General features: G+C 57.9%; 9 protein-coding genes. 3 read left to right on the top strand and 6 right to left on the bottom strand.

The features are described from left to right. The first annotated feature begins 36 nt into the window (after nucleotides 1–36). Nucleotides 37–1200, top strand: a complete 1164-nt coding sequence (locus Poly51_RS20400) for an ISAs1 family transposase (protein ID WP_146459621.1) — start codon at nucleotides 37–39, stop codon at nucleotides 1198–1200. Between the two features lie 143 nt (nucleotides 1201–1343). Here the strand turns inward: Poly51_RS20400 and Poly51_RS20395 are convergent, their stop codons facing one another. From Poly51_RS20395 to Poly51_RS20385, 3 genes are all read right to left on the bottom strand, one after another. After that, nucleotides 1344–2096 carry a carboxylesterase family protein gene (locus Poly51_RS20395; RefSeq protein ID WP_146459620.1) on the bottom strand — a complete coding sequence of 251 codons (753 nt, stop codon included), beginning with the start codon at nucleotides 2094–2096 and terminating at the stop codon, nucleotides 1344–1346. Nucleotides 2097–2283: 187 nt separating this feature from the next. Beyond that, complete coding sequence (gene trpA, locus Poly51_RS20390; RefSeq protein ID WP_146459619.1) at nucleotides 2284–3081, bottom strand: tryptophan synthase subunit alpha; 798 nt, start codon at nucleotides 3079–3081, stop codon at nucleotides 2284–2286. A gap of 23 nt (nucleotides 3082–3104) precedes the next feature. After that, nucleotides 3105–4343: a glucose-6-phosphate isomerase gene (locus Poly51_RS20385; RefSeq protein WP_146459618.1), complete on the bottom strand. Its 1239-nt coding sequence runs from the start codon at nucleotides 4341–4343 to the stop codon at nucleotides 3105–3107. 270 nt (nucleotides 4344–4613) lie between these two features. Between Poly51_RS20385 and gpmI the strand changes: the two genes are divergently transcribed. Next, nucleotides 4614–6215, top strand: a complete 1602-nt coding sequence (gpmI, locus tag Poly51_RS20380) for a 2,3-bisphosphoglycerate-independent phosphoglycerate mutase (RefSeq protein ID WP_146459617.1) — start codon at nucleotides 4614–4616, stop codon at nucleotides 6213–6215. 17 nt (nucleotides 6216–6232) lie between these two features. Here the strand turns inward: gpmI and Poly51_RS20375 are convergent, their stop codons facing one another. Continuing rightward, nucleotides 6233–7090 carry a serine/threonine protein kinase gene (locus tag Poly51_RS20375; RefSeq protein ID WP_246114641.1) on the bottom strand — a complete coding sequence of 286 codons (858 nt, stop codon included), beginning with the start codon at nucleotides 7088–7090 and terminating at the stop codon, nucleotides 6233–6235. 209 nt (nucleotides 7091–7299) lie between these two features. Between Poly51_RS20375 and Poly51_RS20370 the strand changes: the two genes are divergently transcribed. Continuing rightward, entirely contained in the window at nucleotides 7300–7776 is a 477-nt protein-coding gene (locus tag Poly51_RS20370) for a hypothetical protein (protein WP_146459616.1), read from the top strand. A gap of 22 nt (nucleotides 7777–7798) precedes the next feature. On the opposite strand, the gene Poly51_RS20365 is transcribed toward Poly51_RS20370, so the two are convergent. Both Poly51_RS20365 and Poly51_RS20360 read right to left on the bottom strand, forming a co-directional pair. Further along, nucleotides 7799–9256, bottom strand: a complete 1458-nt coding sequence (locus tag Poly51_RS20365; RefSeq protein ID WP_146459615.1) for a DUF1501 domain-containing protein — start codon at nucleotides 9254–9256, stop codon at nucleotides 7799–7801. Then, a complete protein-coding gene (locus Poly51_RS20360; RefSeq protein ID WP_146459614.1) occupies nucleotides 9253–12135 on the bottom strand; it encodes a PSD1 and planctomycete cytochrome C domain-containing protein in 2883 nt (960 codons plus the stop codon). Before Poly51_RS20360 ends, Poly51_RS20365 begins: the two co-directional genes overlap by 4 nt. Between the last annotated feature and the right edge of the window lie 39 nt (nucleotides 12136–12174).

The following is a 12174-nucleotide window of genomic DNA, read 5'->3' as shown; positions in this document are numbered from 1 at the left end:
GCGGCCGGGCGAATCGACTCGCTTCGGATTCACTCGATGGAACGCTCCGCTTCGTTGGTTGAACAGCTCAAGGCCGTCTCGGACCCGCGTCCGGGCGAACCCGTTTATCCATTGGTTAATGTCGTATTCATGACCATCTGTGCGGTCATCGCGGGCACGGATGATTTTGTTGCGATTGCAAAGTTTGCCAACACAAAGAAGGAGTGGTTTGCAAAGTTCCTTGATATGACCCAAGGGGTTCCTTCGCACGATCGTTTCAACGCGATTCTCAACGCGATCAAGCCTGAAGAGTTTGAACCGATGTTGCTTCAGTGGATCACTCAGTTGCATAACGTTGCCGACGGCCAAGTCATTGCGATTGACGGCAAGACGCTTCGTCGAAGCTATGACGCGGCCACCGGCAAGGCAGCCATTCACATGGTCAGTGCGTGGGCGACGGACAATCACATCAGCCTTGGTCAAACAGTCGTCGACGCGAAGAGCAACGAAATCACAGCGATCCCCAAGCTGCTCGAAATGATCGACGTTTCCCGGGGTTTGGTGACGATCGACGCGATGGGATGCCAAACCGAGATCGCTGCAAAGATCGTTGACGAAGTTGCGGACTATTGCTTGGCGGTAAAAGGAAATCAACCGACGCTGTATGAGGGAATCAAGGCATTCTTTCTGGATCACCTTGAAGATGACTTTACAAGAATCAAGGTATCCGAGCATCACACGAAGGAAACCGGTCACGGACGTATCGACGAGCGCAGCTACTACTTGTGTGAAGTTCCCGACGACCTTCCTGACGCAGGTCGTTGGAAGGATCTTTGTGCGATCGGCATGTCGATCAATAACACACAGCGTCGTAAAGGCGACGAGATCGCGGTCCGTTACTACATCCTCAACAAAGTGGTAGACGGGGAATTGTTCGCCGGTGCGGTGAGAGATCATTGGGGCATCGAAAAAAGTTGCCATTGGCAGTTGGATGTGGCGTTCGGCGACGACCAGTGTCGCATTCGCAAAGGGCATCGGGACGAGAACTTCAGTACGCTCAGACGGACAGCTCTAAGTCTGCTCAAGCAAGAAAAGACGGCCAAGTGCGGAGTCAAAAACAAGCGGCTCAACGCTGGCTGGAACGATGACTACATGGAGAAGGTCGTTTTCAGGGCTCATCCGAGTAAAGCGTACTTGCTCCTGCGCGGCGACGGCAGTTAAGCATCGTATGAACAACAACTGACGGTTTTACGTGTAGCGGAAGTCTTCAACGGTTTGTCGATTTAGCCAGATTCTTGCCACGAATCTACGCAAATGTTTTGCACGGATTTGTGTCCATCGTCCTTGCACGACAGACCGAATCTTTAGCGTGGTCGCTGTTGTGAAAACAACCATTGATGAACTTTAGGGTCACCGGTGGGAACGCCGTGGCAGGCATGGCCGGCGCCTTTCACGACGACCAGTTCGATGTCGACACCGCTGTCCTTCAATGCGTTGGCCAGGGCAATGCATCGCTTGTTCTTGTTCAGGTCGTGATCGTTTTCACCAACCCAGGCTCGGATCGGAGCTTTGATTTTTCCGACCACGCTCTTGGGATCGACCGGGCCCGACACGGTGATGGCGGCGGCGTAACGACTGGGGTCGCGAGCGAGCGTTTGAAAGGTGCCCTGGGCCCCGTTCGAAAAACCCATCAAGTAAACTCGATGTGGGTCGATCGGAAGATGCTGCATCAGGTGAGCAACGGTGGCGTCGAGTTGTTCAGGAATTTTTTCCCAGCCGCCCTTCGGCGGATAGTAGGGCTGGACCACGAAGCACGGGTTCCGGCGTTGGTTTTCTGTCTTCGCCCATGGTTTGGCGATCGCCTGAGGAGTGAACTCCTCACCCGGCTTTACGTTGTTGCGTCGGCCGTGCAGCACGACGACCAATGGGTAGAGCTTTCGGCCGGTGGCGAGTTTCTTGTCGCCGTAAATCCAAAGAGGAAGTCCGTTTTTGGCCAGCGGTTCTTCCGCATGCACGAACTTCCCTTGAATCAGATTTGCATAGGGACCCTTCGCAAAATCTTGGGCGGTTAGCGGACTCGCAAGTAACAGTACGAGTATTGAGATGAATGGTTTCATGATTGCCGAATCGTTTGCGGGTGACAGAGACGAGGGGCCGTTTGGAAAACATGCGATTGGCTAGTGCTCTGTCAACATTCAATTTTAGGGTTGGCGCTTTCGTGGCGTAGGCTTCCAGCCTGCGATTTCCAATATCTGCGTATTGGCAGGCAGGATGCCTACCCCACGTTTTATTTTTGACAGAGCACTAATTGTCGATCGCTGCGCGCAGTTCTTTCACAAAGTCCGACACCGACGCGACCGCGGTTGCTTGGTCCGGCGCCGATGCCATTCGTTTGACGATCGCCGATCCGACGATCAATCCGTCGGCGACGGGCGCCAGCTTCGCCGCCGTTTCGGGGCCGCTGATTCCGAACCCGATGCAAATTGGTAGATCCGTTTGCTCTCGCAGCCAACCGACGTTGTCGACCAGGTCGTCCGGCAGCGCCGTCCGTTCGCCGGTGATGCCCGTGACGGAAACGTAATACAGAAAACCCGACGACGAGTTGGCGATGGCGACCTGGCGTGCTCGCGGCGTCGTCGGCGTCACCAGTTGAATCAGGCTGAAGTCGGCTGCCTTGCAGATCGCCGACAACTCACTGGCTTCTTCGACTAACAAGTCCGGTACGATCGCGCCGGCAAAGCCCGCCGCTTTGGCTTGTTCGATGTACTTGGCCAATCCGACGCGGTAGATGATCGCGTAGCTGACCATCGTCACCAGCGGCGTTTGGATGTCGCCGGTGATCTGCCTTCCCATCTCGAACACTTGGCCGAGTTTGAACTTCTTATCCAAGGCCCGTTGATACGAGGCTTGGATCACCGGCCCGTCGGCTATCGGATCGCTGTACGGTACACCGACTTCGCAAAGATCCGCGCCGGCCGGTCCGACGGCTCGCAGGATCGCGGCAGTCGTTTCGATGTTGGGATCGCCGGCGGTGATGAAAGGCATCAGCGCCTTACGGCCCTGTTTGCGTAGATCGGCAAAGAGTTGGTCGACTGCGGACATAGAGGCAAAAAAAGGTTTGGGGATTAAGTTTTTAGAGAGAGTTCGTGTCTGAGTGCCCGGGCGATCATCGACATTTGAAACCATTGCCCCAACACGAATGTGTCGACGGTTGGGAAAATCGTTTGCGTGGTTGGGTGTCGCCCGTCCTTGGGTTGGTCATTTGCCGCTTGAATCGCATTACGGTTCAACGTGGTCAGCGTTTGATCGCCGATCGCATTCAGATGGTCTTGGTCGCGACGACTCTTGCCGACGACCAAGCGATCCTGGCGATCTTGATCGACGGTGATGTGGTTGATCAGTTTACCGTGGCTTGGGGTGGTCGCTTGGTTCAATCGGTCGCGCCATCGTGCGGCGGTTTTCAAAGCGTCGACCCATACGTTCGTCTCGGCTGTGGGGTGGCCGCGGTGCTTGGAAATCACGTGTTCCACCGCAACCTGTTTCAACACCAAGTTATCAGCATAATCGGTCGCGATGAAGTGATCGTTGATCGCGGCGGCACCCTCGAGCAGCTTGACGCAGTCGAGCCCCAGCATCGCGGCGGGCAACAGCCCAACCGGCGACAGTACGCGAAAAAGGTCATCCGACAAATTGCCTAGTTCCGGCGGCACCGAGAACACCTGCTGGCAACCGATTTCGGCGGCCAGGCGATCTAACCGGCTGTTGGCGGATGTGATCGGGATCAACAAACGGGGCAACCACGCGTCCGCTTCGCCGCCCAACGATCTTTCCAGCACCGAAACGAATTGTCGTAGTGCGACGGCCGTTTCGGGCGTTTGCCCAACCGGGTCGATGACGACGATCGCCCATCGCTTTTCGGCTGGCGAGTCGCCGTATCCGCCTTCGGTGATACGATGGATCAGCGACGCGGTCGCGTCGTTGTCGAAACGATCGCCGGCGAAATACATGCGAGGCTTGCTGCCTCGCGCTGCTCGGGACAGTTCGTTGTGGTACGGGTCACTGCATGCGTCCCGCATCGCTTTCACGCCCAGCGTCACGTCGCCGGTGCCGATTACCACGACGGCGTCGATGTGGTCATGCAGTCCGTTGGCGACTTTGAACACGCGTCCCAATTCGGAATCTGTTCGATCGGCCAGGTACGCCGAAAATTGGTTCTCGGGCCAGCGAAAAAAGGGGGCCGACGGATGCTGGGTCCATTCGTTTCGCATGCCCAGCAACGTCGCGGCCAAGGCATTGGTCTGGGCCGGTTGGATCCCCCATTCGTCGCTGATGCATCCGGCGGCGTCGAAACGAAGGAGGCTCATCGAGGCGGATTTCAAGCGAGATACGAGCGAGGTGTGGATCGCAAGCCTAATCCATCCCAGTGCTGTGACGAAGCGGGAGTTCCGAAGTCGACGAATGTCGGATAGTTTACGCATGATCGAAAAATAAGTGTCCGACCCCTTTTGCCGGGAACCGGCCCTTCGGGTGCTTCGCACGAAAGGGGGCGGACACTTTTTTTCGCACCAACCCTTACAGCGAAAATACCCATCCTTCGGCGTTTCCCTGCCGAGGCAACTTTGTGGAGACTACCCGTGCAAGTTCGTCGAAAACCCGTTGTTCTGATCGTTCGTGATGGTTGGGGCGAGAACCCCAACCGCGATGCCGACGCCTCCAACGCGATCGTACAGGCCACCACGCCGGTCAGCGACCGATTAATGAACGAGTATCCCAACACTTTGGTCAAGACGTCCGGCGAAGACGTCGGCCTGCCCGAGGGCGTGATGGGGAACAGCGAAGTCGGTCACCAAAACATCGGCGCCGGACGAATCGTCGACCAGGAAGTGATGCGGATCACGCGCGCCATCCGCAGCGGCGCGTTCTTCACCAACGCCGTCGTCCAAGGTGCCGTCCAGCATGCCAAGGCCAACGGCGGCACGTTGCATTTGATCGGTTTGATGTCGGACGGTCGTGTTCACAGCGACATCCAACACGCGTACGCCTTCATTCAAGTTGCCAAGGACGCGGGCCTCGGTCGCGACGGTTTGGCGATCCACGCGATCACCGATGGCCGCGATACTTCACCGACCAGCGGCGTGAAGTTCGTCGGCGACCTGGAAAAGAAGTGCGAAGAAATCGGCGCCGGCCACGTCGCCACGGTGATTGGCCGATTCTTTGCGATGGACCGCGACTTTCGTTGGGACCGCGTTCAGAAAGCGTACGACTTGTTAACGAAGGGATCCGAACGAACGGCCCCAACGGCATCGGCCGCAATTGCAAACTACTACGACAATCCGACGACGCCATCGGTGACGGGCGACGAGTTTGTCGAACCAACGTCGATCACCAGTGCGAGTGGTCCGTCGAAGATCAAGCCGGGTGATGCGGTCATCTTCATGAACTATCGCGGCGACCGGCCTCGCGAATTGACCAAGGCGTTCGTTTACGACGACGCGGCTTGGTCAGGGATCGAGGGCGGCGGCTTTGACCGTGGCAAGAAGATCGACAACTTGTACTTCGCCACCATGGCCGGCTACGAAACCGGATTGCCCGTCGAAGTCATTTTCGAGAAGCCGGCGAAGATGCCACACATCTTGGGCGAGTACATCAGCTCGTTGGGACTGCATCAATTCCGATGCGCGGAAACCGAAAAGTATCCGCACGTCACGTTCTTCTTCAACGACTATCGCGACGAGCCGTTTGTCGAAGAGGAACGCGGGATGGCTCCGTCGCCGCGTGACGTTTCGACCTACGATCAAAAACCAGAAATGTCGGCCGATGAAGTCGCGTCGAAGGTGTTGGCGGAAATCGAAAAAGGTGAAGCTGATTTGATCGTCGTCAACTTTGCCAACGGCGACATGGTCGGACACACCGGCGTACTGGCGGCTGCGGTCAAAGCCGTAGAGAAAGTCGATGCGTGCGTGGGCAAGGTCGTCGACGCGACGTTGGCCAAGGGCGGATCGCTCGTTGTCACGGCCGACCACGGTAACTGTGAACAGATGATCGATCCGGAAACGGGCGGGCCTCATACAGCCCACACGACATTTGAAGTTCCGTTGATCGTCGTCGAACCAGGCTTGGACGGAAAGAAACTTCGCAGCGGTGGACGGCTTGCCGACATCGCGCCAACGGTGCTGGCACTGATGGGATTGCCCAAGCCCGATGAAATGACGGGCGAGTCGTTGGTCGATCTGTAACCGATCGTCGGCAACGTTTACGCGGCGCGGCGAATGCCGTCCGCGGGACCGATGTGTTGGCCCAACGTTTCGATTTCCAGTTTCAACAACTGTTTCGCAACGCGACCAGCCGTAGGGCGCTGGTTCATGTCGTCGGAGACCATTGATTCGACCAAGTCGGCAATCGGTTCCAACGTCGAACGGTTCGTCGGATGTGTGTGCGTCAACCACTTCCACAGAATGCGACCGAGCGAAAACACGTCGGCCGACGGCAGTGCGGCATGGTTTCCGGACATCGTTTCGGGCGCCGAATAGGCTGGTGTTCCGCGAAAGTGACTTCCCGCAACGGTGTGAATCCGGCACGCAAACCCGAGATCGACCAGCGTCACGTGTCCTCGGGATCCGACGATCGTGTTTTCGGGTTTCACATCACCGTGAATCCAGCCGGCGCTGTGCAACGCGTCCAGCGCTTGAGCGACTTGACGCACCAGCCACAAAGCGACCGGCAAAGGCTTGCGGTCGGTGGCGTCCAGGTGGGCCTGCATCGTGACGCCGTCCAGACGCGGCATCACCACGTAGGGAGTGGTTGATGAATTCGACGCATCCAAGACGGCGACCAAGTTGGGGTGAACGATCGTGGACGCAGCGGCAACAAATTGGTTGATCTGTCGCCGGCTTTCCACGTCTTCGCCGATCGCTCGTTTGATGACGTAGTCCCAACGAGGGCTGCCGACCGAATCGGCCGGTTGAGTCAGATTCAATTCTGCGGTCGGGCTGCGATGCAACAACGAACCGAGTCGCCAAATTCCAAGGATCGCCGTCGAGTTTCCCGACTGGCCGTTGTTCGTACTGGCAACATGAATCGTTGGGAAACGTTGGGGCGATACGTTTGTCACGATCGGCAATCCTTTGCAGTCGGGTCCAGGCTGTGGGCGGACATGCCGCCGCGTACCCTTTTATCGACAGGTAAGCAGGCCCCAGCGAGCGGTCGCCCGTCGGTCCGTCACATCTTCCCAAGCCCGCACAACCGGCCCCCGACCCCCGACCGTCGGATGCATCGGTTACGATGAACACGCACGTTCACGCCACCTGTTAGGTACCACGGATGAATTCGCCGACCGACCCACCCAAAGCCGACGGAACCCCCGGTTTCAATCCCTACGTTCCGGCAAGTGATGTCGGCGCCGGTCGAATCGCCGATCCCGCCATCAACAAAACGATTCGCGAATTGGGCCGATGGCAAATGTTTTTCGCCATCATGTTGGGATTGGCCGTCGGGCTAACGATGCTGATGATGTTGATTCCGTTGTTAAGTGGCGGGATCGGCGATGCAGTCGGCGGAATGCTTTGCCTGGGCGGCGGAAGTCTTTTGCTGTACGGACTTCCTGCATTGATGCTTTGGAAAGCGGCCACAATCGCTCGCCAGTGTTCGGTCGAACCCGATGTCGACCAGATGGCCGAACTGATGCGAGCCCAAGTCCGATTCTGGCGAACGATCGGCATCATCGCCGGCTTCGTGTTGGCGTTCTACGGTCTGGCCTTGGTGATGGCCCTCGTCGGCACAGTTTCGATGTCCAATTGATGCTCGCGATGAACGTCGGCTTTCAGGCAAGGATTTCCGTTACAACGCGCGACGGCTGAGTGACGTTGGACAATCGCTGCGGCAAGCCCTGGTGCAAGTACGTCAACCGTTTGTGGTCGATACCCAGCGTGTGTTGCAGCGTCGCATGTAAGTCATGAGGCGATACCTTGTTGCTGATCGCTTCGTACCCGATCTCGTCCGTTTCGCCGAAGCTGAAACCCGACTTGATGCCGCCGCCGGCCAACCACATCGTGAACGCGCCGGGGTTGTGGTCGCGACCGATCAATTTCATTTCCCGGCCGCCTCGATTTTCTCGCATCGGTGTTCGCCCGAACTCACCGCCCCAAACGACCAACGTGTCTTCCAACATGCCGCGTTGTTCTAAGTCTTTCAGCAGCGCCGTCATCGGTCGATCGACTTCGTTGCATCGGTCGCTGAATCCGGCGTTCAATGCTTCCGCAGCCCCCGCCCCGTGCGAATCCCAGCCCCAATGAAAAAGTTGAATGAAGCGAACGTCTCGCTCGGCCAAACGGCGAGCGAGCAAGCAATTGTTGGCGAACGATTCCTGGCCCGGTTCGGTTCCGTAAGCCGCGTGAGTCGCGGCCGTTTCTTGCGACAGGTCGAAGGCTTCGGTGGCATGCGTTTGCATCCGAAACGCCATCTCGTACTGAGAGATTCGCGTCAGCACTTCCGGGTCGCCGGTCTGCTCGAACGTCGCTTGGTTGATGCGATTGAGCGAATCGAGGGCTCGGCGTCGTTGTTGCCGAGAAACATCGTCCGGGTTCGACAAATACAGTACCGGATCGCCCTTGGATCGGCACTGGACGCCCTGGTACACCGAGGGCAAGAAACCGGAACCCCAAACGCTTTTGCCGGCCGAAGGCGTCTTGCCACCGGAAACCAAGACGATGAATCCCGGCAAGTTCTCGTTCTCGCTGCCCAATCCGTACATCGTCCAGGCACCGAACGATGCGGAACCGAGGTTCTGGCTGCCGGTGTGCAGCAGAAGTTGCGCCGGAGCGTGGTTGAACTGAGTCGTCTGCATCGATTTGATGAAACAGACTTTGTCCGCGACCGACTGAAACTCGGGCAATCGATCCGATACCCACGCGCCGCTCTGGCCACACTGTTTGAAGGGGAACTGCGGACCCAGCATTTTCGGAACACCCTGGATAAACGCAAACCGTTTGCCTTCCAGGAAACTCGCCGGACAATCCTGGCCGTCGAGCGATTGCAGGTCCGGTTTGTAGTCGAACAGTTCCAATTGGCTGGGCGCACCGGCCATGTGCAAGAAGATGACCCGCTTGGCCCTCGCGGGAAAGTGGACGCCGCGATGCGGGGACTCCGATGCAATGATTGGACGTGTCTCTTGCGATCCCATCCACATTCCGGCCAAGCCTAGCGAACAGTCCTTGATGAAGTGTCGGCGGGTGGCCCATTGCGCAACGCCATCGCGAATCGAGTCGTTGGGATGGCTCATTTGGTCAGCGCCTTGTCGAGATTCAAAATGGTATTGGCGACGATCGACATCGCGGACGATGTGTCGGACGGATTCGTGGATGAATGAACGAGGTCTTCGTAAAGCGACATCAATTCGCCCGATTCCAAATCCGTTGGCATCTGGCTAGTCGCGGCTAAGTACATCCGCTGGATCGCGTGTTCGACGGATCCTTGGCAATCGTCCGTCACGCGGTCAGCCAGCGCGTGTGAGCACTCTTGATAAACCGGATCGTTCAACGTGACCAAGGCTTGCAGCGGAGTGTTCGTGTCGATCCGTCGCGGCGAGCACAAATCGCGAGTCGGCGAGTCAAAGGTCAGGAAGCTCGGGTACGGGCTGGTCCGCCGCCAATACGTATAGAGTGCCCGGCGGTACCGCTGGTCGCCGGTCGCCGTTTCCCAGGTCGCGCCGCTGTAGATCGTTTGCCACACTCCATCGGGTTGTGGCGGCATCACCGACGGTCCGCCGACTTGATCGTTGATCAAACCCGAAACCAATAACGCTTGGTCGCGAACCATTTCGGCAGACAAACGGGTTCGTGGCCCTCGGCCGTGATAGCGGTTTGTCGGGTCTTTGGCGTGTTTGTCGGTGGATACTTGGTTGGTTTGGCGATACGTCGACGACAGAACCAAGTCTCGTAAAAATGGCTTCAGATGCCAGTCGTGATCCGATCGCAATCGCATCGCCAAATGGTCTAACAGTCTTGAGTCCGACGGCGGCAGTCCGCTGGATCCGAAGTCTTCTTCGGTTTCGACCAAGCCTCGGCCAAACAATTGGGACCAGATCCGATTGGCCCAGACACGCGCGGATATCGGGTTCGCGTCGGAAACCAACCACTGGGCAAACGCCAAGCGGTTGTCGATCGTGGCTTCGGCGCCGGGTTTGTCGAACACATGGGGTATACCCGGTTCGACCTCATCGCCGCGGTCCATCCAATTGCCGCGAGTGAAGGTGCGAGTCGTCCGGCGAGCCATGTCCGGTCGCGCGACCATAACGGGAAGCGAACTGCCTTCGATCGCGTTGACCTTGGCTTGCGATTGCTTCAGTGCATCGTCGATCGACGTCCACTCGTCAGTTGCCATTCGCTCGGCCCATTGGGCGTCGGTGCAAAGCGACCACGTGAAGTTGCGGATCGGCGTTGCGTTGTTGCCCGATGTCGACGCTTTCTGGGCCATCGTCAATCGAAGCGATGCACCGTCGGGTCGCGAGGCCGGTTCCTTCAACACGAAGACTGCCCATCGAGCGGACGTCAGCTTGGGAAACTCGCCCACGCCATTGCCGTTGCCTTTCAACGCGTCGCGAGGATCGGATGGCCCGGTGATGGCATCGACGAATGCGTCCGAAAACTTGATCGGAGTTTGTGTATCGTCGTCGGCAATCCATTCGGCCTTCAGTTGCGTCAGGACTGCGCCCTTTTCGGGACCGGTCGTCGGATCATTCGCGGTCGGCAGAATCTCGATCCGAAACGCCGTGATCGGGTCGTCCGTATCGACCGAAAAATCGACCGTGTACTCGACACCGACGGGAAAGGTTCCCGATGCAGTTCGAACGTGGTTGCCGTCGACTTCTAGTTCACCGTCGGTCGACGATACATCGGTCGGCGCCATCGCGTCCCAGGCGACGGATTCGGCGAACGATCGGCCTAGGTCGTTTCGCTGATGGCGAATGATTTCAAGCTGCCGTTGATCAGCGATTGCCGCTTCGATCAGTGACCGTTCCGACGGAATCTTTAACGTCGGATAGTCGTCGTCCAAGTCTGTGTCTAGCGAATTGTCAAACAACGCCATGCAGCGATAGTATTCGTCATGCTCAAACGCGTCGTACGGATGTGAGTGGCATTGGACACAGCCGAACGTGGTCGCTTGCCAAACGGTCCAGGTCGTGTTGACGCGATCAATGATAGCGGCGACGCGAAATTCTTCGTCGTCGGTGCCGCCTTCGGTGTTGGTTTGCGTGTTGCGGTGAAACGCGGTCGCGATCAAGTCATCGGCGGTCGGGTCGGGCAACAGATCGCCGGCCAACTGTTTGATCGTGAACTCGTCGTACGGCATGTCGTCGTTGAACGCCTTGATCAACCAATCGCGATAGGGCCACATGTCGCGATGGGGGTCTTTTTCGAAGCCTCGCGAGTCGGCATAGCGAGCCAAGTCCATCCACATCGAAGCCCACCGTTGTCCGAAATTCTGGCTGGCCAACAACCGATCGACTTCGGCGGCGTACCGTCGTTCAACAGACGCGTCCGAATCGGCAGCCGCACAATCAGTTGCGAACGAATCGAGCTGTTCGATCGTCGGCGGCAATCCGATCAGGTCCAATGACGCACGGCGCAGCCACTGCGAGGGCGACGCGTCGGCCGATGTTTGCAAACCTTGTTCGCGCAACGTTTCTAAAACCAATCGGTCGAGCGATTGTCGTGGCCAGTCGGACGTTGTGTCGAAACGCTGTGTGTTGTTGGCAAGCGGCGCCATTGACCACAGATCGCCCCACGCGGCGCCTTGGGAAATCCATTGTTCCAGGGTCGCGATCTCGTCGGCGGACAGCGGTTCGGGGTGCTCGTCCGGCGGCGGCATCCGCGTGTCGGGATCATCGGTCTTGATTCGCTCGATCAAGACCGAAGCATCCGGATCGCCCGGTTCGACGATCCATCCATCGGGTGGCAGCACGCGGTCGGCGTAAACAAACGAGACATCCCCGGCTTGCTTCACGCCGCCGTGACACGATGTGCAATGCGACATCAAAATCGGCCGCACGTCGCGATTAAAATCGATCGGATCGGCCGCCGTCGATTGGGCTTGGACGGACGACATCCCGATCAACAGACACAGCAGAAGAAAGCAGCTAACGGGGCGGTCGATTCGCATCGGTGTCAGATTCGAGAATGGAGATCTTGTGGTGAACCT

The sequence above is a fragment of the Rubripirellula tenax genome, assembly GCF_007860125.1.
Classification (GTDB): Bacteria; Planctomycetota; Planctomycetia; order Pirellulales; family Pirellulaceae; genus Rubripirellula; species Rubripirellula tenax.
This window is presented reverse-complemented; position numbering and strand designations above follow the sequence as displayed.

Excerpts from the sequence above, each read along its gene's own strand:
- Poly51_RS20400 (WP_146459621.1), top strand. The coding sequence starts at position 37 with ATGGAACGCTCCGCTTCGTTGGTTGAACAGCTCAAGGCCGTCTCGGAC.
- Poly51_RS20395 (WP_146459620.1), bottom strand. The coding sequence starts at position 2,096 with ATGAAACCATTCATCTCAATACTCGTACTGTTACTTGCGAGTCCGCTA.
- trpA (WP_146459619.1), bottom strand. The coding sequence starts at position 3,081 with ATGTCCGCAGTCGACCAACTCTTTGCCGATCTACGCAAACAGGGCCGT.
- Poly51_RS20385 (WP_146459618.1), bottom strand. The coding sequence starts at position 4,343 with ATGAGCCTCCTTCGTTTCGACGCCGCCGGATGCATCAGCGACGAATGG.
- Poly51_RS20370 (WP_146459616.1), top strand. The coding sequence starts at position 7,300 with ATGAATTCGCCGACCGACCCACCCAAAGCCGACGGAACCCCCGGTTTC.
- Poly51_RS20365 (WP_146459615.1), bottom strand. The coding sequence starts at position 9,256 with ATGAGCCATCCCAACGACTCGATTCGCGATGGCGTTGCGCAATGGGCC.
- Poly51_RS20360 (WP_146459614.1), bottom strand. The coding sequence starts at position 12,135 with ATGCGAATCGACCGCCCCGTTAGCTGCTTTCTTCTGCTGTGTCTGTTG.